This window comes from Enterovibrio norvegicus FF-33, assembly GCF_000286835.2.
GTDB lineage: Bacteria > Pseudomonadota > Gammaproteobacteria > Enterobacterales > Vibrionaceae > Enterovibrio > Enterovibrio norvegicus_A.
The window spans coordinates 1990798-2014887 of record NZ_AJYD02000038.1 but is presented as its reverse complement, the minus strand read 5'-3'; the positions used below and the strand labels follow the sequence as shown (position 1 = coordinate 2014887).

The window sequence follows — 24090 nt, the reverse complement described above, 5'->3', positions numbered from 1 at the left end:
ATCGTCGTTTATCCAAGCGTCGAGAGAAAAAGTTTTATCATCTTCACCGATACCGTGTGGTCATGCACCACGTGTCGCGCATGTGTGGAAGAGTGTCCGATGATGATTGAGCATGTTGATGCCATTGTTGATATGCGCAGACATCTGACACTGGCGAAAGGGGAAACCGCAGGAAAAGGCGCAGAAACCCTGAATAATTTGATTGCGACGGATAACCCGAATGGCTTGTCACCGCAAAACCGCGCCATTTGGGCAGTTGATCTTAAGCTCGATACCATGGCAAGTGTCGGCAAGACGGATGTGTTGCTATGGGCAGGCGATGGCGCGTTTGATTTGGCGTATCAGCGCACATTGAGAGCGCTAGTGGCACTGCTTCGACACGCAAACGTTAGCTTTGCCATTTTGGGCAATGAAGAACTCGACAGTGGCGATTTAGCGCGTCGATTGGGCGATGAAGCCACGTTTCAGCGCTTAGCCAAGGCCAACGTGAAAACCCTGAATAAGTACACCTTCAACACCATTGTAACGCCCGATCCCCACGCGTTTCATGTCCTGAAAAATGAATACGCCGACTTTGGCGGTCACTATTCAGTCATGCACCACACTGAATTTCTCGCTCAATGCGTCGAACGCGAGTCACTGACCTTGAATACGGCCAAAGCGCAAAGCGTCACTTATCACGATCCCTGTTATTTAGGGCGTTACAACGGTGGTTATGATGCCCCGCGATTCTTGTTGGAACGCATGGGGATGACGATCAACGAAATGGAGCGCTCAGGTTTTCGCTCTCGCTGTTGTGGCGGTGGAGGGGGCGCGCCCATCACGGATATTCAAGGCGAGCAACGGATCGCGGATATGCGAATGGACGATGCCCGCGAAACGGGGGCCAGCATGGTAGCCGTTGCTTGCCCGCAATGTGCGGTAATGCTAGAAGGCGTGGTGATGCCACGCCCTGCCGTTCAAGATGTGGCTGTCATGCTGCTTGAACGGGTGATTGATACGGGGCAAAGCGAAGGGGGTCGCAATGGATGAGATAAAGCGGCGCGATCCGCGAAAAGAGAGAATCCTGCGTGATCGTCTGCACCCCAAGCACGAAGAGCTGACCACGTTTGATGGTCGCTCTGATGGGGGTGTTGAGAGCGGTACGGCTAACATGATGGTGAATGGGGTTCGCCGAAAGAATCCGCATGGAGTTGGCTTTACCTCTGCGGATGGCATTAAGCGCATTGATCGTTCTGGCGGCATGTCATCATCGTCTTCAGGCGTTGCGAAAAAATCACAGTCTCAATCTTTGCCGCGTCGACAGATCACCGAGCCAACACGTTACATCGTGGTGGTGTCTGACGCTGACAGCAAAAAGCTCACCACTCTTGATAAAGACATGCTTGGCCTTGCGCACCAACTGGCGACAACCCTCGATGATAAGACCGTCACGCCAAACACTGCAATTGTGTTTCTCACTTTGTTTAACCGCGATGATGACATGGCGGCTTTCGGCGCGGATCGTGTCATTTCTCTTGGCGACAATACGACATATTCGCCGGATCATTGGTTGGCGGTGCTGCATGCATTGCATACCCAACTCGCGCCTCAACATTGGATTTTCGCTGATGAAACATTAATTGGCGGCGATCTCGCAAGAAAGCTGAGTGCGTCGTTGGGCGAGCGTCCCGCCACGCGGGTGAAGGCAGCTTCTCATGGTTCGATTGAATGCGGTAGCGGCGACGAGAAGCACTATGTGACCCGAGTGCTGTCGCGCTTCTTGCTGGTGGAAGAGCAAGTGTCCGACCCCATTTCAGGGTTCGTCAGTGAAGCATCGGCTTGTGCTTGTCCAGATGTGGAAAACGGTCAGGCTAAGATTGTCGATCTTGGTCGTGTGGCGGTTGATCCCAAAGATATCCCGTTACCCGAAACCCGATTTATTTTGTCGGGCGGTAATGGCGTGCGTAACTGGGCCTTGTTTCATCAATGTGCCGACGCACTGGGCGCCACCGAAGGGGCAAGCCGCGTTGCCGTCGATAACGGACACATGCCGCGTCCTACTCAGGTGGGCGCATCGGGCACGTATGTCAACGCCAAAGTGTATATTGCAGTCGGCATCTCTGGTGCGATTCAGCATCTTCAAGGCATGACGCATTGCGACAGCGTGATTGCGATTAATACCGATGCGTCTTGCGACATGGTGAAACGCGCCGATCTCAGCATCATCGCCGATAGCGCTGCCGTGATGCAGGCTTTGATTGACGCCACGCAAGGCGAGTTAGGAGAGATTGAAGATGCAAGCTAACAGCAGTGTGATGGTTTTGGTTTCTTGCGGTCAGCATCCCTTGTCTGGTCGAGCGCGTCGGGCGGAAAGTGACGCCAAAGCCTTGGAATTGGCACTGAAGTTAGAAGAGGGTTTAGGAGAAGCACCTGCGGTGATTTTCGCAGGCGATCCGGATTCACTCGCTATTCGAGAATACCTCGGTATGGGCGTGAAGCAGTTGGATGTGCTCAAGGTGTCGCAAGACGCCGATGCGAGCCTCGCCTTGGCAGATCATGTTTCGGCGCGAAAACCTAACATAGTGATGTGTGGCGCAAGAGCCGAACGGGGCGAATCTTCGGGAATGGTGCCGTATCTGGTTGCTCAATCTCTCAGCGCGACGGTTGTGCCCGACGTGGTGGATGTGCTCACTCAAACAGAAACACACGCCGAGGTACTGCAAGCCTTGTCAGGTGGGCAGCGTCGTCGTTTACGCATCACATTGCCTGCGGTGCTATTGGCAAGTGGCGCTGCGCCAGAGCCGCGTCAGAGTGCGTTTACCAAGGCACGTGATGGCATCGTAAATGTATTGCAAGTGGCAGCGCACAAAGATGAACTTGCACAGACTTGGCAATGGCAGGTAGCGAAGAAGAAACCGAAGCGAGTCAAAACCGTGGCAGCATCAGCGTCAGGGCGCGATCGCTTTTTGGCCGCGACGGCAGCACCTGCGTCTTCTGGTGGTCAGGTCATGAATAACCCCAGCCCACAAGACGCGGCTGAGGCTATATTGGTGTTGCTTAAAAAAGAAGGCGTGATTTAGGCATCTCTAATTTCAATCAAAATGATAAGAGACGAGGATAAAGCGCTGTGAAAGCTCACTGTCCGCAGTTGGTACTGGTAGCGGATCTAGACACGCGGTTATCGGCACCATCACAGAAATCGTAGTTCAATTTCAAGTAACACTGCTGAGTGCCATCTGCCTTTATGGTGATTGAGCCTGTGTAAACATAAGACAATGGCGTACCGCGAACATCACCATGTTGGCAAGCAGGTTTAATGGTTGAGCTACCATTGACGGTTAGCGTTTTCAGTGTTTTGATTTCTGTTACCCCGACATAGCCTCTAATCCCACCATTGTTTCGGTCATAGTTGGTGGTTGAAAAACTGCCATAGTCAGTGGTCCAACTTACTCGAGTATGACGGGCCGAATCACTGTATAGACCCGCCGCATTAAAATAGACATCGGATTTATTGCAGTCCACACCAAAATAGGACCAAGCGCCATCGCCACTTGCAGCCATTTGCAGTTTGACGCCGGAGCTACACGCGCCTAATGGTTCATCGTTGTCTTTAATCGTGGCCAGTGCAGATGCTTTGTCGCTTTGATCGTCGTTTATCCAAGCGTCGAGAGAAAAAGTTTTATCATCTTCATCAGTGTTGTCATCGATTGTCGATACTACCACTCGAATACTGCTGACACCCGGCGGCACGGTGACCTTGACGCCAGTATCAGTCAGTGTCACGTCGACACTATTTGTCTCATCAAATATTACACTGACATCGCGGCTGTAATCAGTACCCGAGAAGGCCGTGCCATCTTTGAGCGCCAGCGTCACCTCTTTGCTTGCTTTGAGTTCTTTATCAAAATTGACGTTGAAGGTAGCGCTTTGCCCTTCGGTCACTGTGTCGCCAGTGACGCCTGTTACTTCAACAATCGTCTCGCTTGGGAAGATGGTTTCGTCATAACATTTATACGTTTCTTGGGTATTGGTCGCCATCGCACTGATGCGGCTGGGGAACAAACCAACAGAAACCTTTTCACCTGTCTCTGGGTTCAAGCGCCACAGCCCTGTGCTGTTGATGTTGCCCGTGACATTCTGATTTTTGGTGGCAATCAGCAGTTGTCCATTTTGGTCAAGCGTAGCGGCGGTGACGAAATCAATGTAGTGAAAAGAATCAAGCGTTGATGAGGCGTCTGAGGTATCAATGCTGAACGAGCGTGTGTTGGAGACGAGAAGAAGCTTGTTGTCATAGAAGACAAAATCCCCCCAGTTAGTAAACCCACCCGCGACCATATTGGTTTCAAAATTGCCCACGGCGGTTGTTGAGCCATCAACAGGATCAATCGTAAAGACTTTGCGATTATCAGAGGCGAACAAGGTGCCGGTTGCTGGGTTAAAGGCCATGCGGAAAACGTTAGGCACCTCAGCAACAATGGTGTGTTGGTTGGTTTCTGGATCGAAGTAAGCGAGTTGGTTGTTTTTCACACGTGAAGCATGAAAGTCCAAGTTGGAGAATTCTTTGGCCACCGTTTCGTCATCAAGCCCATCAACATGGTAGTCATCAGGGCGCGGTGTACTGACGTAGTAGATACGGTTGGTGTTTTTGTCATACGCCATGGCAGAGCTGCTGAACAGCGCTCGTGACTCTTTGAGTGCCCTGTCACCATTGTAAACGCCAGTGAGTTGCTTATCTTCTTGTACATCAATCATGAAGCCAACATGACCACGACCTGCGTTCATCGCATAAACATTACCGAAACAATCCGCATATGCTGCAGAAGAGAGACTTGTTGCCATGATCAAACTGGCAATCATCTTTATTTTCATCATATGTCCTTACTTTTTATATTGTTATGTGAGGTTAAACCTCGTTATCAAATGGGAGATTATGTTGAACGTGGCAGGTATGTTGTCTCAGGATTGCTAGCGCTAAAGATATTGTTTATTAGGGTTGGCTAAAAATCTCATGTATTCAATTGGTAGTGATATGAACAATTCAATACTAAATTAGAGTAAGATAATTAATCTTTGTAAGCTTAATAATGCAGAATAATTATCTTTGCATGGCAATGGAGGCAATGTGATAAAAATCGTGATCTACACCAGCAAAAGCTGTGCTCACTGTCAGGCAGCAAAACAGTTCTTTGACAGCAAGAAAATGACCTATCGATTGTGTGATGTTGGTACGCCTCGTGGGCGAAAAGAGCACGCAGCATTAGGTGCGCGTGGCGTTCCCGTGATCAAAATTGGCGATAAAGTGCTGCATGGATTTTCAGTAAAAGCCGTAGAACAGGCATTGAAGTGATTGAAAGAAAATCGTCACTTTACATATGGGAAATCATATATAAAGTGATTGCTACAAAATTCATTGCTTATTGATACGGCGAAATCTATGTCACCCGTGACTTTTTACAAATGTTTAGCGGACGAAACGCGCCTGAAGACCTTGTTGTTGCTTCAACAGGAAGGTGAGTTGTGTGTCTGTGAATTGATGGCTGCATTAGAAGAAAGCCAGCCTAAAGTGTCTCGCCATTTGGCGCAATTGCGTAAGAGTGGTTTGCTTAATGACCGCCGTCAGGGGCAATGGGTGTTCTATCGCATTCGCAATGAGCTGCCTTCGTGGGCAAAAGATGTGTTAGCGCTAACCATTGAATCAAATCAAATCTTCCTGCAAGACAGCATGGAGAAATTGTGCCGAATGGGTGACCGACCTGAACGAGTGTTGAGTTGTTGTTAAACGCATCATTGATGACTGAGTATTTAGAAAAATCTCAGCAAATTCGATGAGGTTTTTGATTTAGATACTTAAGATTTAGCCTAGCAAAAACACGCTGCCCAATCCCAAGAAAGCCACAAAGCCTACAATATCGGTGACTGTGGTTAAGATCACTGACCCAGACAGCGCGGGATCGATTTTGAACTTGTCGAGTATTACTGGAATGAAAATCCCCGATATCGCGGCGCAAATAATATTAGCGACAATGGCGATGCCAATGACAACACCAAGCATTGGGCTGTCAAACCAATAACCTGCAACAAGCCCGATCACAATGGCCCATAACACGCCATTTAGTGCACCGACTTTGACTTCTTTTGTCAGTAGCGGTTTAAGGTTGGCTTTTGATATTTGCCCGAGCGCCAAGCCGCGCACAATCAAGGTGAGTGTCTGGCTGCCAGCAATGCCGCCCATGGAGGCAACAACAGGCATCAAGACCGCCAATGCGACCACTTGTTGCAGTGTGGCTTCAAACAAGCCAATAAACCATGACGCGAGAAAGGCCGTCATTAGGTTAATGCCAAGCCAAATTGCACGGTTCTGCGCGCTTTTGCGAACGGAAGCAAAAAGGTCTTCATCTTCATCTAGACCGGCTTTTGCCATCAATTGTGATTCGGCTTTTTCACCTTGTAGCTCGTAAGCCGTGCCCATGTCTAAGCGACCAATCAACAAGCCACTATCCGTGATAACCGGTAGTGACGACTCGCCACTGGCTGCTACCTTGTTTGCGGCCGTATAGATATCTTCTTTGGCGTTGAGTGACGGAAAGTCATCTTCAGAAAACTCTGAAATGCGAAGTGTCGGGTCGGCACCAAACAAGCGATTGATGCGCACTGTACCATCCCAATTCCCTCTGCTGTCGACCAAGAAAATAACGTGGCTATGCGGAGGAAGATGGCGACGTAAAAGTCGCATCACCACTTTGATTTTGGTCTTTGCAGGCACAACTAAAGGCTGGTGATCACACCAGTGCCCGACTTCGTCATCCTCAAATTGTTGTGCAGCCGAGTAGCGATTTTGCTGCTCTTCATCCATTCGCCCAAGCACGTTCTCGAGCAAATGGTCTGGAATGCTGTCTTGAAGTTCAAGCAGTGTATCTGCATCTATTCCCGTAAATAGAGAGAGTAATTTCTCTTCATCCTGGTTGTTGAGGATGGATGTACTGGCGTCTGTACGCATCTCGACCAGAACGGGAACTTTCATCGCATCTGAAAGTTGTTCCCATGTGCTCAAGCGCTCGGTAAGCGGAAGTGACTCAAGCAACAATGCAATATCGACAGGGGAGTTGTCTTGCTCCCACTGTTCGATGACAGCGTGTTGCGAGTCAACGTCGCCACTATCTGTGAGAAGCTCACTGACTACGTCCTGAATCGTGTTATTTTCCATGGGTTCTTTAAGTCAGCAGATAAGCGATCTGGCGAGAGTAATGCAAAGGATCTGGATGTAGCAATAAAAAACATTGATGCAATAGAAATTTCATATGTTAAATAAGAACATTATTAGGTGAAGAGTTAGACGCATGGACGATTTTATCATCTCAAGTTGGCGGTTTTCGTCAGGCATAGCTTATGAAAACAAAAAGTTATCAGGGGAGTTGCAGCCTTCTGTATGGTATCACTGTCAACGTGATGCAGACGGATTACGAGGGTGGCTGGAAGACAATGCGATTCCTGAAGCCATTGTTGATTCGCTGTTGGCCGATGATACGCGCCCTCGCTTTGAGCATTTCGACGATGATTGTTTCTTGATGATCTTACGCGGCATTAACTTTAACGAAGGTTCACAGCCAGACGATATGCTGAGCTTGCGTATTCTTTGGTATAAAGGGGCGCTCATTTCAACGCGTAAAGTCCCGTCTCGCTCAGTGTCTGGATTGATTGCTCAGTTAGAAAAAGGGCTGGGCCCAACCTCTTTGTCTGACGTCATTATTGGCATGGTGACGGGCATCAATAAGCACATTTCAAGCTTTTTGGTTCCTGTGGAAACGTTGCTCGATGGCCTAGATTGGGAAGGGGATGAGGACACTCAGGCGCTCAACGCTTTGCACTCGCGTTTGTTAAGGTTGAGACGTTACTTGAAGCCGCAAAAGTATGTGTTTGAAGACCTTATTGAGATACAGCCTAAAGCACTCGTGGATGCGCAAAACCATCTCAAAAATAGTCTCGATACCACAATGAGAATCAATGAGTCGATTGAGTTTTATATTGATCAAATCAACGTATTCTTGGCGAATTTAAGCCAGCGACAAGCAGAGAAAATGAATCGAAATACCTATTTATTCTCGATTATCGCAGGGATATTCTTACCTGCGGGTTTCTTTACGGGTTTGCTTGGTGTCAACATTGGTGGGATTCCGGGAACGGAAAATCCGATAGCGTTTACCTTATTCTGTATCGGACTGGTTGCAGTGGTGGCCATTGAAGTGATTGTTTTGAAGAGGTTAAGATTTATTTAATGATTGAGTTATTACTATCGAATGTGTTGTTGAAGCAATTCGGTCTCGGCCTACTATTAATTGTTGCTTTTTTGGTGTTTAAACGTGTCGGTCGAAAGTGGATAGAAACACTGGCTCAAAACAAGCGCGTGAACCTGAAACGCACTCAGTTTGTGATCAAATCATTCAATGCGGCATCGTTCTTGCTGTTCGTTGCCATCTTCACTATTGTTCTCGATTTGGGATTTGGTGATATCTCGTTATTTTTGTCCTCGATCTTCGCGGTGCTTGGTGTTGCGCTGTTTGCCCAATGGTCAATACTGAGTAACCTGACAGCCAGTGTGTTGATATTTTTTGTGTTCCCTTATCGCATTGGTGACAAAGTCAAAGTGTCGGACAAAGATGATGACATTAGTGGTGTCATCATTGATATCACGATGTTTCACGTGATTCTTCGCCATGCGAGCGGCAACATAATTACGTACCCCAATAACCTTATACTGCAAAAAGGGGTGACGAAAATCGTCGCAGAAGAACCAGTGAAAGCAGCCGATGTTTTATCTGAAGGCAGTTGATACGACACATTCGGAAACGGATGCTTGGTTTCGTCGAGCATAGGTTCATAGGTTCATAGGTTCATAGGTTCATAGGTTCATAGGTTCATAGGTTAGGGCAGTGAGCAGGCTTTCGCTGCCCTTTTCTATTGACCTTTATTTTAAACATTGATTTGCAACGAGCGCCACGCGCTATTTTTACCTCCCGAGTTTCCGCAAAACCTTTCATGGCATCTAGCCTGATTTTCACCTCTTAAGCTTTCCTTAAGTTTCGAACGATAAGCTCACGCTTGGTCTCACACTGCGGTGTGTGGAGCGCTGTTCGATGAAAAAACGGTGTGTTCATTCGCTAATAGATCGATGTATTACATTTGTTACATAGACTTGCGTCGTCATGGTCAAACATGAGTACTGACAACTTAGTGATGGAAAGGAAAATCCCCTACATGAAATCCCCAGCGACAGGGTTGATGCGAATTATCTATGCGACGCGATTTTCGATGTTTGGTCTTCGGTCAGCATGGAAGCACGAAGCGGCTTTTCGGCAAGAAATAGCACTGGTCGTGCCGCTTGTCATCCTCACATTTTGGTTACCCGTAGAGAAAATTGAACAAATCCTTCTTATTGGTTCGTTGATGCTGGTGGTTATAACAGAGCTTTTGAATTCAGCGGTTGAAGTGGTTGTCGACAGGGTCGGGGATGAGTGGAATGAGCTCAGTGGCAGAGCCAAAGACATCGCGTCGGCGGCTGTGTTTGTCTCATTAGCCTTTGCCCTTTTTACGTGGGTTTGGATATTAATTTAGCCCAAGTACCTCCCGTTTAGTTTTATAAAACGCTTTTAGCCATCACATGGAGTGACTGTGTTGAAAAATATAAAATCAGTGTTGGGCCCGTTATACCCGATTGTTTGCGCCTGCCTGGTCTTGATCTTGATCTTTACTGTGTCCCGATTAAGTCTCGCCATTTGGCATATCGACCGCGTGAATGACGCCCATGGCTGGAGCTCAATATTTCTCAGTGGGTTACGTATAGATATCGCATCAATCTGTTATCTCTTCATACTGCCCGCGTTGCTTGCTTCTCTTTTGTCCGGAGACCATGTTATTGGGCGAATTTGGCACTGGATTTTGCGCGTATGGATCACCCTAGGCTTATGGTTTGTGGTCTATATGGAAGTGGCGACGCCGCCTTTCATCATAGAGTACGACCTTCGGCCTAATCGTTTGTTTGTTGAATACCTTGTCTATCCAAAAGAGGTGTTTGGCATGCTTTGGAGTGGCTATAAACTCGAATTGTTTGTCGGGCTTGTTGTATCGCTGCTGACCTTGGCGCTGGGATGGACATGGAGCAAATCTCTGGTCTCAGGTTTGCGCTACCCCAAATGGTATTGGCGCCCATTGATTGCTGTCTTGGTTGTTGCTATCGGCGTGATGGGAGCGCGTTCTTCGCTAGGTCATCGCCCACTTAATCCTGCGATGGTGTTCTTCTCTAGTGACCCTTTGGTCAACGATATAACGTTGAATTCTTCATACTCGGTATTGTTTGCTGCCAAGCAAATGGGCTCAGAAGCGAGTGCGTTTGATTTCTATCCGAAGATGGATAGCGCTGACATCATTTCTGAAGTCAGACGGTCGATGAATGTGCCTGAGTCAGCGTTTATATCAGACAAGGTTCCATCACTTGCCGATCATGAATCGACCTATCAAGGTAAGCCCAAAAACATTGTGATCTTATTGCTAGAAAGCCATGGTGCGCGCTATGTCAAAAGCCTTGGTGGGATAGATGCGTCCCCCAATTTAGACGCGTTGATTGACGAAGGGTGGGCATTTACACGCATGTACGCAACCGGTACGCGCTCAGTGCGAGGTATTGAAGCGGTCACAACAGGCTTTTCACCGACACCTGCTCGTTCGGTGGTGAAGCTGGGTAAGAGTCAGACCAACTTTTTTTCGATTGCAGATCTGCTGAAAGCAAATCAATACCACACCCAGTTTATTTATGGCGGCGAGAGCCATTTTGACAACATGAAGAGCTTCTTTTTGGGCAACGGTTTTGTTGATATGCAGGATTTCCCAACCTTTAGCTCTCCCACGTTTGTCGGTTCTTGGGGGGCATCAGATCAAGATTTGTATAATAAAGCCGATCAACAGTTCAGCCAGTTGGAAAAAGAAGGTAAGCCTTTCTTTAGTTTGGTATTCAGTTCCTCCAATCACAGTCCTTTTGAATACCCTGATAACGTCATTGAACCCTATAACAAGCCCAAGAAAACCGTTGAAAATGCGGTGAAGTATGCTGATTTTGCATTGGGTGAATTTATCGATAAAGCGAAAAAATCAAATTACTGGAATGATACTGTGTTCGTCGTTGTCGCGGATCATGATGCGCGCACGTATGGCAATTTACCGGTTCCGATCGGGCACTTTAAAATTCCAGCAGTGATTTTCGGTGGTGGTATTGAGCCACATTTGGATACTCGCTTAGTGAGCCAGATTGATCTTCCCCCGACGCTGCTTTCGTTGGCGGGGATCAGTAGCGATAACCCGATGATCGGCCACGATCTAACGAAAGAGGTGCCCGTTAAAAAACAACGTGCATTGATGCAGCGTGACAAGAATTTTGCGTGGATGACGGAAGACAATAAAGTGGTCGTGATCCAGCCGGGACTCGGGATCTCAACCTATCAATACGATCCGGTTGCGGATACCTTGCAGGAGCAAGATATCGAACAAGGTATTGTGAATTGTGCTCACGCTAATGCGATGTGGGGGAGTTTGGCGTTTCGAGAAAACTACTATTCTGCCAGTAATAGCGACGCCGCCAGCCAGCAAAATCGTGCTGGTAAGCAATAGAATATCGCTTTCGTACACATCTATTGATATCAGAAATGGATAACAAAAAGCCGCAACGTTTTGCGGCTTTTTGTTGTGTCGATTAGCGTGCTTTTCACCCGTAAAAGTCAGACTTATTGGAAGCCAAACTTACCGTTGTCGTTTTTCCAGTCGCTGCGTGGCGGAATGTTTTCAATCACATCCCAATGTTCCACGATTTTACCGTTGTCTAAACGGAACAGGTCATAGAATGCTACATCTTGATTAAGGAAAGTCCCTTCGCTAATGGCCAGCACAAAGTTACCTTCACCAAGGATTTTATGGTTGGTGCTGTACACCATTGGCATGCCTTGCTCGGCGAGGGCACCAAGAGCTGTACCAAGTGCTTCTAGACCGTCACCTACAGCGCTGTTGTGCTGTATATACGCATCTTCACCATGGTCGATGAAATCGTTCATTCGGGCCATGTTTCCTTCCATCAAAATGGTTTTGACAAAGTCAGCCACAATCGCTTTGTTCGCACCGGTCTTGTCGAGGTCAGTGATCGCTGTTGAGCCATCTAGCTGTGTGCGTCCACTTGGATTAGCAGGGGCAATGGCTTGCAGGTTATCCCAATGTTCGACGATTTGACCGTTTTCGAAGCGGAATACATCAAAGCCAACTTTTGGGCCAAAGAAATCATATTCTGTGTGTGTGACGGTGAAATCACCATCTTGAAATGCGCGCTTAACGTCAGCTTTAGCGCTCCCCTCTGGCAACATCGCCATTAATTCACCAAACCCGTCAAGACCATCGGCAGCCGCTAAATTGTGCTGGATGTACTTATCTGAATTGATGTATGCAATTGGGCCATGGTCACCCGTTTCGATGCTACTGATGAGTGCGACGGCTTTGTCTTTATTGCTCAATGTGTCAGTGGAAGACTGCGCAGAACAAGCGGTTACGCCTAGAATGCTGGCAGCAATGACAGAGCGGCTAACTGAATTCGATAATGTTTTCATGGTGGAGTCCCTGTGATTTCGACGATGTGTTTGTCGTGAATTACGTTTCATGTTGGGGACTATGTTAGGTGAGAGCACCAAGCGGTGGCAGAGTCAAAAAGGGCTTTTAAATGGTGAATGTCGAACCTTTAGTGATATTTACCGGAGCGGATAGGCTGGATATATGACGTGGGTTTTATAGCACCGGTGTGGTGTGAATTTTCTGGAATTGACTCGGCGTGAGTCCCGTTTCCTTTTTGAAATATTTGAGGAAGTTGCTGGCATCGTCAAAACCGAAGTCGTAGGTGAGTTGCTGCGAGGTGACATTGCTAACCACCAAGCGTCGTTTGATTTCAATGATGGTAAAGGCATCAATCATTTGCTTGGCTGTCATATTGGTTGCGATTTTGCAGATTTGGTTGAGGGTTTTATACGTCATCGCTAACTGTTGTGCATACCAATTGGCATCTCGTACACGTTGGAAGTTGCTTTGAAGTAATTCGAATAAACGAGCAAATTTTTGGCTTTGCGTTTGAGAAAGTGCTGCCAGATTTTCTTTTGGCTGCAGTCGACGATGAAGCAAGGCAAGCGAGCAAAATAGATACATCACGATTAATGGGTCTCGATGTTCCAGGCCAATCTCCGTGGTCATTTCTTCTATCAGCGTTTCAGTGCGGCGGTTGTTTTGGTCGTCCAACGTCAATATGGGTGACTGAAGATGGTTTAAGTGGGTAGGCGTGTAATTAGGTAAGCGCATGTTGGTATGTACATTGTCTAGAAACGCTTGAGTGAAAATTAGCACTTTTCCTTTGGGCATATTAGAAAAATCAAACGCGTGGACTTGTTCTCTTTGCACGAAAATCACAGAGCCTGCTTGATAGGCGTACTCTTTGAAATCTACCCAATGCTTGCCTTCGCCGTGCTCAATATATATCAACAAAAAGAAATTTACGCGGTGTGGCAACTGAGGCGCATGGTCTATGTGCTGAGCCTGTTCAAGCGCACTGAGTTCGATAATTTCCAACTCTGCCTGATTGGTTTTATGATGATTAAAACCGATATTCGGGATGTGCATATTGAATGTTAGCTCCGTCTAAAACTCTTAGTATTGTAGCGGAATGTTGGGCGTATCTGCTATTTGCACGCTACCGTGGATACCGATCCGTTGGAGGCAGAGAATAGGGAAAGACGTGCTTCGATGGTGTGATGGGGTATGAGAGTAGCGTTGATAAAGCCAGTATGTAGATAAAACCGCATACCCATGATGAGAAAGCATGCGGTTGATAAACACAGAATTAACGTTTTTTACCGCCAGATTTTTTCAGCAGTTGGTGCTTCAAACGGCGTTTGTCACCGCCTCGTCCGCCGCGTTTTTCACGGTGTTCGATTTCGGCATTCAAATCCGGTTCAAACCCCTCCAGCCATTCTTGTGGCAAGCGTTGGTCAATTAAGGTTTCAATGGCCGCCAGCATGCCTTCTTCTTCTCGACTCACCAATGAAATCGCATTTCCGCTTTTTCCTGCACGTCCGGTACGCCCAATACGGTGAATATAATCTTCCGCCGCGTGTGGCAGTTCATAGTTAAACACGGTATCAAGGGAAGGAATATCCAAACCACGTGCCGCCACATCTGTTGCAACCAGCACGCGTATTTTACCTTCTTTAAAGCCTTCTAAGGCGCGGTTTCTTGCACCTTGGGTTTTCTCGCCATGAATAGCTTCAGCGGCTAATCCATCAAGCTTTAGCTCGTTAGCTAAGGCTTCTGTGGTTTGGCGGGTTTTGGCAAACACCAACACTTGTTTTAAGTTGCGACTACCAATCAAAAATGACAGTAATTCACGCTTTCGCTTCTTATCGACAGGGTGCACCAATTGGTTAACGGTATCTGCGGTGCTGTTTGAGGTAGACACTTCAATACGCACTGGCTGGTTGAGTAGGCCATATGCTAACTCCAATACCTGTTTTGGATAGGTGGCGGAGAAAAACAGTGTCTGACGTTCTTTGGGCATTCTTTTCATCAATCGTTTGATGTCTGAAATAAAGCCCATGTCTAGCATGCGATCCGCTTCGTCCAATACTAACGTGTCGAGGCTCGAAAGGTTCAGCGTGCCAATGTGCAGATGGTCTAAAAGACGACCGGGCGTGCCCACTACGATTTCTGGGCCTTTTTGCAGCTGACTTTTCTGCGGGTTGATGTTGGCACCGCCATACAGAGCGACACATTTAAGTGATGTGTTTTGGCTGTACTCGATAACTTTGTCATACACCTGCTGTGCTAATTCGCGCGTTGGTGTGACCACCAATACTCGCGTTGCGCCTTTTGCGCCGCTTTCGAGCAACTGGTGGATCAGTGGCAGCGTAAAAGCCGCGGTTTTCCCTGTGCCGGTTTGCGCTGCGCCCATCACGTCATTCCCTGCTAAAACCTGAGGAATGGCTTGCTGCTGAATGTTCGTAGGCTCGGTGTAACCAAGGCTAACCAGTGTTTGCTGCAAGGTAGGGTGAAGTTGTGAAAAGGCGCTGTCAGACATGATGAAAAATTCGACCTAGAAAAAGGAGCGCGAGTGTAACAGATTGCCTTGCATTATACCCAAGCATCTTGAGGTTGCTTGAGTATATGCATTATACCCAAGCATCTTGAGGTTGCTTGAGTATATGCATTTTTCAAATGTAAAGGTCAGCGCAGGCTGACAAGCTCGATAGAGAAACTCAGTTTGGCTAGCGCTTCACGCAGGTGAAAATTGCATTGCCAGATGCGTTGTCCCACGGCAGCAATTTGTCGTAATCGTGTTCTAAAATCGTCACATCGAAATACGGCGCAAGTAGCGCTGTCAGTTCATCGAATCCGACCGCGACCATCGGGTGATCATCGTGCCATTCTTCGGTCACTTTGTTGGTGGTTTTTTCAATGCTGAGCTTGAGCGCTTGCTTGTCGCCATTACCGCCATAAAACCATCCTGATTTGAACACAAAGTGGCTGCCTTCGTGCTCCACGCTGTGGCGAACGAAAGAGTCATTGTTGATCAGTTTTTTCTCAACGGCGTTGAAACAGAAGACGCCGGCTGGTTTCAGCGCGGCATGAACGCGCTCAATGCAGGCGCGAAGCTGTTCAAGGCTGCCGCTGTAGTGAATCGAATAGAGAAAACAGGTGATCAAATCGTAAGGTTCATCAACCACAAAATCACACATGTTCTGCAGCGAGAATTGGGCTTCAGGACAGCGCTGTTTCGCTAAATCCAGCATAGGCTGATTTAAGTCTAACCCACTGCTTTCATAGCCATTATCGATGAAGAAACGCACATGCGGACCCGTGCCACATGCAAGGTCTAAATGGGTTTTTCCTTCACTACCAAACATTTGATGGAGTCTGCGTACACAGTCACTTTGTTGTTGGTAGTTAATGTCAGCGCACATCAAATCGTAATAACCAGACAGGTCAGAATAGAGCGCAGTGGAGGGCTGTGTGTTCAAGCAAATTCACCAGGAAAAATGAAGGTGGCGAATACTATACCGTTTGCACTGTTTTGCGAAGTGGTTAACGTTTTTTGTGGCAATAAAAACGCCAGCCTAGGCTGGCGTTCAACGTGGACAATAATGGAAAGTTAGCTTTGCAAAATCATTAACGGCAGGGCCAACATGTCATCGCCTTTTGTGGCGAAATAGATGATCACGCCAATCAGCGAAGCAACGGTAGCAAAATACCAAAGTGTGCTGAAAATTTGGCCATATCGGTTAAGCGGCAATAAATGCGTGTGATGGCGGTACTTCCATTCAAAGATGATTTCGCCACTGCCAATCAACAGAAGAAAACCCAGTAGCGCCAAGCCAAATGCGTAACTGACGTACACACCGACGGCAGCACCTGCAATACAGGCCACTAAGCCCGCAATACTGTTCATTGAAAAGCTGATGCTTTTAAGGATATGCCCGCCGTCCAGCGGCAGAATAGGCAGCAAGTTAAACAAGTTAAGCAGGGCGTTAAAGGTTGCGATGCCCGCAAAGAATACATTGCCTGTGATCCAATAAGCGACCAAGGCTAATAACGACATGAACAAACCAAATGTTGGCCCCATGATGGAGATAACCACATCTTGCCAGCGGGTGTTTATCTTTTCATCAGACAGCGCCAAGCCACCCATGAAGGGGATCAAGTAAATGCCTTTGGTTTTCATACCGAAGTATTTCATGGCGCGAATGTGTCCGTATTCGTGCACGACAAGACAAGCGATCAACGCCAATGCAAACTGCCAAGAAAACAGCCACGAATAAGCCGCAACACTGGCACCCGCCAACACTACCTTGATGACTTTGGCGCTTTTTAAAAGCTTGAAGCCGAGTGAGGCCAAACCCACAACGCTGAATTTTGGTTTCGTTTGGGGTGTCACGACAGGCTGCTGACGTTCAATGTCTTTTTCATTGCGTGAGCCAGATTCAATGACCTCGCCATCAACGGTAACACGATAGTCGACATTGAAAGGTTGCCAATGGATATCGGTAGAGACATCCACCGTGATGATGCTGTCATTGGCAGTAAGCTGAAAGGTATGGGTTTTCTCGCCGTCTGGGTCGGCACTGGCGGCAAGTTGAGACACGAGTTGGTTGTCCCAGTAAAGCGCTTGCCAGCCTGCTAAAGAGCCTTCCAAACGCAGTGGCTTGCCCATGCACGAAATATTGAATAATTCCAAAATGATGTAATTAAATCTGATAAATGATGGGCACTAATGTAGCAGTTTTTTGAGGGTGACGAAAAGAACAGAAGGGCGCATGCGCCCCAACGCATCTTACTCTGTCATCGCATTGACCAATGTTGGCGCCACAATCACTTTACGGGCGACAGTGTCGCTGGTTTCAAACTGTTCAATCAGACGCTTTGCAGCCTGCCGGCCAATCTCTTTCGCATCAGAATTAACGAAAGTAATCGGGGGCTCTGACAACTCAGCTTCTTGCACCGCATCAAACCCGACAATTGAGATTTGCTTATTAAAAAGATTGTCGGTGCCAACAGAGCGCCCAAGGCGATGAATGCCTTGTACCGCCCCAACCGCGGTCGACGAATAGTGACATAACACCGCACTGACTTGCGGGTGATTGATCAGTAACTGTTCGACCGCATTGGCGGCGGGCGCTTGCCCTGCGTCACACTCCACCACCCACTCAGGTTTGAAGGGTAGGCCAAACTGCATCAAGGTACTGCAATATCCGCCTACGCGTTCGGCGCGGCACAGTGAACTGATTTTTCCACCTACATATGCAATTCGACGATGCCCTTGATTGATCAAATGTTCCGTTGCCATTTTCGCAGCGCTGGCGTTATCGGGGCCGACATAATCAATCTGCTGATTCACTGAAGCGCGCGAAATACACACCAACGGCAGATTGTGCGCTTTTAACGCATCCACATCGACGTGTTGGTTTTCATTGGCTGGGCAGAAGGCAATGCCACCCACGCCTTGTCTTGCCATGGTTAGCACGCATTGTTCAAATTTGGTTTCATCACCGCTTTGGGTCAGAAACACCATGTAGCCCTGCTTTTCCGTTTCTTCACAAAGCCCAGCTGCAACTTGTGCGTAGTAAGGATCGCTGATGTCTTTAAGAATCAGGCCAATGATCTCACTGCTGTTTGATCGCAAGTTTGCCGCTGCGCGATTGCGCACATAGCCAATCGCAGCCACCGCATTATTGACCTTCTCTATCGTATCTGCCGATATCCGCCCCTTGTTGCCGAGCACCATCGACACTGTGGTAACAGAAACACCAGCATGCTCAGCCACGTCCGTGATCGTCACTTTCTTCAAGTGTTTTCCTTTTTGGTCTTAGGGCAGAGTGCCTTGATAAAACGTTTTACCTCGAAAGGATACTGTTATTTTCCCGTTTTTTAAACCGGATCAAATTTGTGGATTAAGGGAGTATGCAGAGATCACATTTGTTTTGATAAAACGTTTTACCAAAATTTAAATCCCCTATGATGGCCCCGAAATCACTTATTCAGTGTGCTGGTCCGATGACCCGTCACTTCTGTCATGTTCTCATGTTTCGGAGAGTTGTTATGACGAACAAAGCGACAAAAACCACTATGTGGGAGTTTCTGCAAAGCCTTGGCAAAACCTTCATGCTGCCTGTGGCACTCCTCGCGTTCTCGGGTATTTTGCTTGGGGTCGGCAGTTCGCTGTCGAGCGCAGCAATCCGTGAAGCCATCCCCTTTTTAGATAACATCTTGCTTCAATACCTGTTCATGTGGATGACCAAGATTGGCTTGGTGGCATTCATTTATTTGCCTGTTATGTTCGCCATTGCGATTCCGCTTGGCATGGCGCGTGAAGAGAAAGGCGTTGCCGCTTTTGCAGGCTTCGTTGGCTATGCCGCGTTCAACCTTGCTATCAACTTCTTCCTGACAGTGGCCAACGTGCTTGGCGATCCGGTGGCAAGTAAAGCCTATGGCGTGAAGAGCATTATTGGCATTGAATCTATAGACACTGGTATTTTGGGTGCGGTGATGGTCGGTATTATCGTTGCTAGACTGCATCAGCGCTTCTACACCTTCAAAATGCCCGATGCGTTAGCATTCTTCGGTGGTGCGCGTTTCGTTCCTATCATTTCGGCTATTACACTGGGTGTGGTCGGTGTGCTGGTTCCCTTCGTGTGGCCTTACTTTGCGGCTGGCATCAACGGTATCGGCAATCTGATTGCAAGTGCTGGCGCGTTTGGCCCAATGCTGTTCGGCACGGGTGAGCGTCTTCTGCTGCCAATCGGCTTGCACCATATTCTGGTGGCGCTGGTACGCTTTACCGAAGCGGGTGGCACCATGGCGGTGTGTGGCGAGACAGTCTCTGGCGCACTGAATATTTTCTACTCTGAGCTAGCGTGTGCGGAAACGAACGGCTTCACGCCAGAAGTCACTGCATTCCTATCTCAAGGCAAGATGCCTGCGTTCTTGGGTGGCCTTCCTGGTGCAGCATTGGCGATGTACCACTGCGCTAAACCTGAAAACCGCTCAAAGATTAAAGCCCTACTGATCTCTGGTGTGGTGGCGTGTGTGGTCGGTGGTATTACCGAGCCGTTGGAATTCCTGTTCCTATTCGTTGCCCCTGTGCTGTACGTGGTTCACGCAATCCTGACTGGCCTTGGCTTCATGGTGATGGGCTTGCTGGACGTGACCATTGGTAACACCGATGGCAACATCATCGACTTCTTGGTGTTCGGCGTACTGCAAGGTACAGCAACGAAATGGTACTTGGTGCCAGTGGTCGCAGCGGCATGGTTTGCGGTTTACTACACCGTATTCAAGTTCGCTATCTTGAAGTTCAATCTGAAAACACCCGGTCGTGAAGTGGATACTGCGGAAGTAGATGGCGAGCTAGAAGCGGCATTTATCAACGAATCGGGTAAAGGTGCAGCGATTCTGAAAGCCCTTGGTGGTAAAGGGAATATCACTTCGCTAGACAACTGCATCACTCGCCTTCGTTTGACGGTCGACAACATGGATTTGGTGGATGCTGGCAAGCTGAAAGCTTACGGCGCATTGGGTGTGGTTAAGCTCGATGCACATAGCCTGCAAGTGGTTATTGGTACGCAAGTACACCTTGTGAAGAATGAAATGCAAGCGTTGATGACCGCGAGCTAATTAAACGGTTCCCCCTAAAACCCTCGGATTGACGGTCAAAGTCAGACCGAGGGTTTTCTTGTTTGTGTGGATGAGAAAATGACAACAATGAATTTTGATACGCCGGTTGACCGCATGGGCACTTACTGCACGCAATGGGATTATGTGCAGGACAGATTTGGCAAAGCGGGCTTGCTACCGTTCACCATTTCAGACATGGATTTCGCGGCACCAGATGCCGTGATTGACGCATTAAAAGCACGTTTAGAGCATCCGGTGCTGGGTTATAGCCGTTGGAATCACGATGATTTTAAAGGCGCGATTGAACGCTGGTATCAACGCAGATTCGATACCCAGATTGATAAAGACACCCTTGTTTATGGCCCATCGGTGATTTATATCATTGCCAAGTTGATTGAGAAATGGAGCCATGCTGGCGATGGCATCGTGTTTCAAACACCCGCCTATGATGCATTCGACAAACTGGTCGAAGGCGCAGGTCGTCGCTGTATTCGCAATCCGTTGCTAAAAATCGCCAGCGGTTGGGAGATTAACTGGCCGCTACTGGAACAGCAGTTGGCGCAACCTGACACCACCGTGTTCTTGTTATGCAGCCCGCACAACCCAACGGGACGAGTTTGGAGCCGCAAAGAACTTGAGCGTATTGCAGCGCTTTGCGATGAACACGATGTTGCCTTGATCTCGGATGAAATTCACATGGATGTTGCGTTTAAAGCACATGCGCCATGGTTGGGTTTTGGCATGAAACAGCGTTGGGCATTGGTGACTTCGGCGTCTAAGTCTTTCAATATTCCGGCGCTCAATGGCGCGTATGCCATGATTTCTAGCGAACAATCGCGTAATGACTATTTGTTCAAACTGAAAGAAGTAGACGGACTATCGTCTCCATCCATCCTGGGTGTCATCGGGATGATGGCGGCTTATAACCACGGAGAAACATGGCTGACTGCGTTGAATGCGTATGTGAAAGAAAGCCATGAGCTGGTGCGTGATACGTTGAATAGTGCCTTTGCTAACGTGCAATATCAGGTGCCAGATGCCACGTATTTGGCATGGCTCGATCTTTCTGCTTTGAATCTCGATATGCAAAAACTACAAAGTGACCTGATTGAACATTTCAACGTGGCAATCATGGACGGCGGCGTTTATGGCGAGGTTGGACAAGGTTATGTGCGATTGAACCTTGGCTGTCCACGTTCGAAAGTACAGGCGGGGTTGGATGCGCTCGTGGGCGCGATCAGGCTTCAGACCCATTAATTTACGCCGCTGATTGAGGGGAAAACGGGTTAATCGTTTTCGTTATCTGGCGGATATGAGGGCGATTGAGTACGTTTTAAGGCGTCAGTCAGTGTGTCCAAAGAGAACTGCTCTTGCATGGAAGGGCTGTTGTATAGGTACGAATCTCTTCGCATATTGATGACGTCTTTTTTTATGTTCCATAGCGGTTTCGTTGCAAGCACCTGAAGTTTTGCTGATTCCTCTCTCCCTAAGTGGGTAAGCACTGCCGTGATCACAGGTACCCCCATGATGTCTTCGCAGTACAGCGTTAAATAGCCAAACTTGGCGTGTGCATTTTCACCGCTTTGACTGACGGCTTTTGCCGCGAGTTCCATGCTGGTGTAAATCGCTTTGATTTTCTTATTCACGTTGTCATTGTTTTTCACACCAAACATGTCATCAGACGTTTTCTTTATTAAATCATTGTTTTTTCGTACCTCATATTCCGTCGATACTTGCCCAATATGAACAAATAGAGGGTGATGCGCCAGCATCTGTTCAAGTGCGTATTGGTTGTAGATGGAGCATGGTCTGCCTGTCTGTGGGTCGGTGGTTGAGGCGACGGCTTTTGTCATCATACATAGCATGCTGATGGCTTCGAGAAACAACTTTTGGACGTCGTCAGGGAGCTTTTCGCTCGGAGGGCGATGGCTTGCAATGACGATGTTTCCCGTCTCATTGAGGATGACATAGCGTGATGGTGCGAGTTTTTCTTTCGGGGTGGGTTCTTTGGGTGCGATATGTCGACGCTTACCCCATATGGCATAAATAATAAGTAATAAAATAGCGCCAGCCATCACAAGAAGAAGCGGGGGGAAGAAGTCACTGAACAATTCGATTCGCGTCGTTTCCATGGTTATCGCTCAAAGCACCATTGATAAAACGCCGTTTTACCTAGGCGGTAAAGCGGCGTTCTGGCTTAGGTACCGCTGGTGACGGTGAATGATCCTGGAGAGGAAGCAACCACGGTATCTTTACCGCCATCGGTCAAGACCACATTGATGGCTGATTCGTCATCCATGGTGCCATTGACGGTGAAAGCAATTTGATCGCCAGTGTAATTCGGTTCTGAGAAGGTAGAGGTTGTCGCTCCCGATGCCCATTTGAGAGAGACTTTATCGGTAGGAAGGAACTGACCTTGCAGTGCGTAGGAATGTCCGGCAACAAGTGCTGAGCCTGAATCAACAGATGCGTATCCGTTACCCCTATCAGCAACATTAAATATCGTTGGCGTTCTAAGTAGCAGCCCGCCAAGCCAGTTGATCATCGCCAAATACTGAGGATCGGAATTAATAGAGCCAAGATCGCCAGCATATTCATGAATAAAAGTGGGTGTTACGAACATATAGGTGTCTTTGTGCATAGTCAGCGTAACGCTAGACGAATGACCTTTTATGCAAGGACCGGCCTTAAAGGCGACTTCATTTTTCGCCATATCAGCGTAGACAACAATGGCGCTGATAGAAGGCATGCCCAAGAGGTATTCACAAACAAAAACGATGTTGCCGACTTTACTGTTGGTTTTATCCTGACTGGCTGAAATGTTTAAACCTTCTTGGCCAATTGATGAGATCATGGAAGAGGCAAAGGCGAGCCCACCCAGTCCGGTTGCGAGCCCAAGTAGTGATTCAATTAATTCCTTGCTGAACGTTGCGCCGCCGCTTTTGCTGGAGTGGGTGACGTCTTCTTCTGTGACATGAACGAACAAGCCCGAACCTTTTATGACACTCTCTAAAGCGGCATAGTTATACAAGGAGTAAGGTTTACCCGTTGCAGGGTTTTTGGTTGTGCTCATTGCCCGAGACATCCCCGCAAAAAACACAGAAACCTCAGAAAAAATCTTCTGAACGTCCTCAGAGATAGGTGTATTCGAATCTATGGTGCTGGACATCATTATGTTGCCCGTTTGATTGAAAATGTAGTACTTCGTCGCCTCAATGTTATGCGGGTTACTGGCTGGTGGTTTTATTTCAGTGGCTTTGATTTCTGCATTATCTGCCATGGGAATATCCTCATACAGTGTAAATAGGGAAGTTTAGAAACCAGAGTGGGGTGCTTTATGCGGCAAGTTCCCCCATAATTGATTTGATTTTTGTGTCACTATCACACCATGTGAAAAAAACATTTCCCTTTTTGCAGGCAGACTTTATATCTTCGTCACTGAGTAGCGTTGACGCTTTTTTGGAAATGAAAAAAACGGAGGCTTTCTTGAAATTTGTGGCCAATTTTTTTGTGTCGGCCACTTCTTGGTCATCAAAATCAATGAACCAGTCTCCATTCTCATCTCCATGATAGCCAGAATATACAGTGAGATTTTCTACTTCGTTTATTTCGTCAAACTTGGCTTGGATTTCAGTAATGAAATCATCCACGGTAGATTGACCTTCATGCGTGATGATGTTGTTTCTATATATATGAATAGACATGGTATTTATCCATTAAATGTTGATTGGCTTGAACGCCAGCTATTAGTCTTTTTATAATGACTACAGCCTGAACCACTTTTAATGGTGAGAGAGGAAGGGGATTGTCTAAACATTAAATCAGGCTACTGAAAGGATAGTAACAGCCTGAAACAAGGCAATGGTTTATTTTTGG

The 24090-nt window shown here is 47.6% G+C and carries 22 protein-coding genes; 11 read left to right on the top strand and 11 right to left on the bottom strand.

The genetic code is table 11. The features are described 5' to 3' along the window. From A1OO_RS17180 to A1OO_RS17170, 3 genes are all read left to right on the top strand, one after another. On the top strand, positions 1 to 1032 hold a 1032-nt coding region (locus A1OO_RS17180; RefSeq protein ID WP_017003810.1), incomplete at its 5' end, for a (Fe-S)-binding protein. Further along, entirely contained in the window at positions 1025 to 2287 is a 1263-nt protein-coding gene (locus A1OO_RS17175; protein ID WP_017003809.1) for an electron transfer flavoprotein subunit alpha/FixB family protein, read from the top strand. The genes A1OO_RS17180 and A1OO_RS17175, both read left to right, overlap by 8 nt. Next, positions 2277 to 3062: a hypothetical protein gene (locus A1OO_RS17170; protein ID WP_017003808.1), complete on the top strand. Its 786-nt coding sequence runs from the start codon at positions 2277 to 2279 to the stop codon at positions 3060 to 3062. Before A1OO_RS17175 ends, A1OO_RS17170 begins: the two co-directional genes overlap by 11 nt. Before the next feature lie 55 nt (positions 3063 to 3117). Here the strand turns inward: A1OO_RS17170 and A1OO_RS17165 are convergent, their stop codons facing one another. Continuing rightward, positions 3118 to 4854, bottom strand: a complete 1737-nt coding sequence (locus A1OO_RS17165; protein WP_241819158.1) for a hypothetical protein — start codon at positions 4852 to 4854, stop codon at positions 3118 to 3120. 250 nt (positions 4855 to 5104) lie between these two features. Here A1OO_RS17165 and A1OO_RS17160 point away from each other — a divergent pair, with 250 nt between their 5' ends. Then, positions 5105 to 5329 (top strand): glutaredoxin family protein, encoded by a 225-nt coding sequence (locus A1OO_RS17160; protein ID WP_017003806.1) that lies wholly within the window; start codon positions 5105 to 5107, stop codon positions 5327 to 5329. A gap of 87 nt (positions 5330 to 5416) precedes the next feature. After that, on the top strand, positions 5417 to 5761 hold the full coding sequence (locus tag A1OO_RS17155) for a metalloregulator ArsR/SmtB family transcription factor (protein ID WP_017003805.1): 345 nt from the start codon (positions 5417 to 5419) through the stop codon (positions 5759 to 5761). Between the two features lie 75 nt (positions 5762 to 5836). Here A1OO_RS17155 and A1OO_RS17150 read toward each other — a convergent pair whose 3' ends face one another. Beyond that, on the bottom strand, positions 5837 to 7186 hold the full coding sequence (locus tag A1OO_RS17150; protein ID WP_017003804.1) for a magnesium transporter: 1350 nt from the start codon (positions 7184 to 7186) through the stop codon (positions 5837 to 5839). A 133-nt stretch (positions 7187 to 7319) separates the two neighbouring features. On the opposite strand from A1OO_RS17150, the gene A1OO_RS17145 reads away from it, so the two are divergent. The 4 genes from A1OO_RS17145 to A1OO_RS17130 all read left to right on the top strand — a co-directional run bounded on the left by A1OO_RS17145 (position 7320) and on the right by A1OO_RS17130 (position 11637). Continuing rightward, entirely contained in the window at positions 7320 to 8255 is a 936-nt protein-coding gene (locus A1OO_RS17145) for a CorA family divalent cation transporter (protein WP_017003803.1), read from the top strand. Next, the gene (locus A1OO_RS17140; RefSeq protein WP_016958278.1) at positions 8255 to 8809 is read left to right on the top strand and encodes a mechanosensitive ion channel family protein; all 555 of its coding nucleotides are present in this window, start codon (positions 8255 to 8257) and stop codon (positions 8807 to 8809) included. Before A1OO_RS17145 ends, A1OO_RS17140 begins: the two co-directional genes overlap by 1 nt. A gap of 425 nt (positions 8810 to 9234) precedes the next feature. Then, positions 9235 to 9591 carry a diacylglycerol kinase gene (locus tag A1OO_RS17135; RefSeq protein ID WP_017003801.1) on the top strand — a complete coding sequence of 119 codons (357 nt, stop codon included), beginning with the start codon at positions 9235 to 9237 and terminating at the stop codon, positions 9589 to 9591. Positions 9592 to 9648: 57 nt separating this feature from the next. Then, complete coding sequence (locus A1OO_RS17130) at positions 9649 to 11637, top strand: LTA synthase family protein (protein WP_017003800.1); 1989 nt, start codon at positions 9649 to 9651, stop codon at positions 11635 to 11637. A 113-nt stretch (positions 11638 to 11750) separates the two neighbouring features. On the opposite strand, the gene A1OO_RS17125 is transcribed toward A1OO_RS17130, so the two are convergent. From A1OO_RS17125 to malI, 6 genes are all read right to left on the bottom strand, one after another. Next, complete coding sequence (locus A1OO_RS17125) at positions 11751 to 12617, bottom strand: nuclear transport factor 2 family protein (RefSeq protein WP_016958282.1); 867 nt, start codon at positions 12615 to 12617, stop codon at positions 11751 to 11753. Positions 12618 to 12792: 175 nt separating this feature from the next. Beyond that, on the bottom strand, positions 12793 to 13671 hold the full coding sequence (locus A1OO_RS17120; protein ID WP_016958283.1) for an AraC family transcriptional regulator: 879 nt from the start codon (positions 13669 to 13671) through the stop codon (positions 12793 to 12795). Between the two features lie 220 nt (positions 13672 to 13891). Further along, the gene (locus A1OO_RS17115; protein ID WP_017003799.1) at positions 13892 to 15124 is read right to left on the bottom strand and encodes a DEAD/DEAH box helicase; all 1233 of its coding nucleotides are present in this window, start codon (positions 15122 to 15124) and stop codon (positions 13892 to 13894) included. 187 nt (positions 15125 to 15311) lie between these two features. Further along, on the bottom strand, positions 15312 to 16064 hold the full coding sequence (locus A1OO_RS17110) for a class I SAM-dependent DNA methyltransferase (RefSeq protein ID WP_016958285.1): 753 nt from the start codon (positions 16062 to 16064) through the stop codon (positions 15312 to 15314). 131 nt (positions 16065 to 16195) lie between these two features. Continuing rightward, positions 16196 to 17278: a site-2 protease family protein gene (locus A1OO_RS17105; protein WP_026023927.1), complete on the bottom strand. Its 1083-nt coding sequence runs from the start codon at positions 17276 to 17278 to the stop codon at positions 16196 to 16198. Between the two features lie 96 nt (positions 17279 to 17374). Then, the gene (gene malI, locus A1OO_RS17100; protein ID WP_017003798.1) at positions 17375 to 18388 is read right to left on the bottom strand and encodes a Mal regulon transcriptional regulator MalI; all 1014 of its coding nucleotides are present in this window, start codon (positions 18386 to 18388) and stop codon (positions 17375 to 17377) included. 251 nt (positions 18389 to 18639) lie between these two features. On the opposite strand from malI, the gene malX reads away from it, so the two are divergent. Both malX and A1OO_RS17090 read left to right on the top strand, forming a co-directional pair. Beyond that, entirely contained in the window at positions 18640 to 20214 is a 1575-nt protein-coding gene (malX, locus tag A1OO_RS17095; RefSeq protein WP_016958288.1) for a maltose/glucose-specific PTS transporter subunit IIBC, read from the top strand. 78 nt (positions 20215 to 20292) lie between these two features. Further along, positions 20293 to 21471, top strand: a complete 1179-nt coding sequence (locus tag A1OO_RS17090) for a MalY/PatB family protein (protein WP_017003797.1) — start codon at positions 20293 to 20295, stop codon at positions 21469 to 21471. Between the two features lie 29 nt (positions 21472 to 21500). Here the strand turns inward: A1OO_RS17090 and A1OO_RS17085 are convergent, their stop codons facing one another. The 3 genes from A1OO_RS17085 to A1OO_RS17075 form a co-directional block, all read right to left on the bottom strand. Further along, positions 21501 to 22346 carry a hypothetical protein gene (locus A1OO_RS17085; protein WP_016958290.1) on the bottom strand — a complete coding sequence of 282 codons (846 nt, stop codon included), beginning with the start codon at positions 22344 to 22346 and terminating at the stop codon, positions 21501 to 21503. Positions 22347 to 22411: 65 nt separating this feature from the next. Then, positions 22412 to 23494 carry a hypothetical protein gene (locus A1OO_RS17080; protein ID WP_016958291.1) on the bottom strand — a complete coding sequence of 361 codons (1083 nt, stop codon included), beginning with the start codon at positions 23492 to 23494 and terminating at the stop codon, positions 22412 to 22414. A 55-nt stretch (positions 23495 to 23549) separates the two neighbouring features. Next, entirely contained in the window at positions 23550 to 23918 is a 369-nt protein-coding gene (locus A1OO_RS17075; RefSeq protein ID WP_017003796.1) for a hypothetical protein, read from the bottom strand. Positions 23919 to 24090 lie beyond the last annotated feature (172 nt).

Excerpts from the sequence above, each read along its gene's own strand:
- A1OO_RS17175 (WP_017003809.1), top strand. The coding sequence starts at position 1,025 with ATGGATGAGATAAAGCGGCGCGATCCGCGAAAAGAGAGAATCCTGCGT.
- A1OO_RS17170 (WP_017003808.1), top strand. The coding sequence starts at position 2,277 with ATGCAAGCTAACAGCAGTGTGATGGTTTTGGTTTCTTGCGGTCAGCAT.
- A1OO_RS17165 (WP_241819158.1), bottom strand. The coding sequence starts at position 4,854 with ATGATGAAAATAAAGATGATTGCCAGTTTGATCATGGCAACAAGTCTC.
- A1OO_RS17155 (WP_017003805.1), top strand. The coding sequence starts at position 5,417 with ATGTCACCCGTGACTTTTTACAAATGTTTAGCGGACGAAACGCGCCTG.
- A1OO_RS17150 (WP_017003804.1), bottom strand. The coding sequence starts at position 7,186 with ATGGAAAATAACACGATTCAGGACGTAGTCAGTGAGCTTCTCACAGAT.
- A1OO_RS17145 (WP_017003803.1), top strand. The coding sequence starts at position 7,320 with ATGGACGATTTTATCATCTCAAGTTGGCGGTTTTCGTCAGGCATAGCT.
- A1OO_RS17140 (WP_016958278.1), top strand. The coding sequence starts at position 8,255 with ATGATTGAGTTATTACTATCGAATGTGTTGTTGAAGCAATTCGGTCTC.
- A1OO_RS17135 (WP_017003801.1), top strand. The coding sequence starts at position 9,235 with ATGAAATCCCCAGCGACAGGGTTGATGCGAATTATCTATGCGACGCGA.
- A1OO_RS17125 (WP_016958282.1), bottom strand. The coding sequence starts at position 12,617 with ATGAAAACATTATCGAATTCAGTTAGCCGCTCTGTCATTGCTGCCAGC.
- A1OO_RS17120 (WP_016958283.1), bottom strand. The coding sequence starts at position 13,671 with ATGCACATCCCGAATATCGGTTTTAATCATCATAAAACCAATCAGGCA.
- A1OO_RS17115 (WP_017003799.1), bottom strand. The coding sequence starts at position 15,124 with ATGTCTGACAGCGCCTTTTCACAACTTCACCCTACCTTGCAGCAAACA.
- malX (WP_016958288.1), top strand. The coding sequence starts at position 18,640 with ATGACGAACAAAGCGACAAAAACCACTATGTGGGAGTTTCTGCAAAGC.
- A1OO_RS17090 (WP_017003797.1), top strand. The coding sequence starts at position 20,293 with ATGACAACAATGAATTTTGATACGCCGGTTGACCGCATGGGCACTTAC.
- A1OO_RS17085 (WP_016958290.1), bottom strand. The coding sequence starts at position 22,346 with ATGGAAACGACGCGAATCGAATTGTTCAGTGACTTCTTCCCCCCGCTT.
- A1OO_RS17080 (WP_016958291.1), bottom strand. The coding sequence starts at position 23,494 with ATGGCAGATAATGCAGAAATCAAAGCCACTGAAATAAAACCACCAGCC.
- A1OO_RS17075 (WP_017003796.1), bottom strand. The coding sequence starts at position 23,918 with ATGTCTATTCATATATATAGAAACAACATCATCACGCATGAAGGTCAA.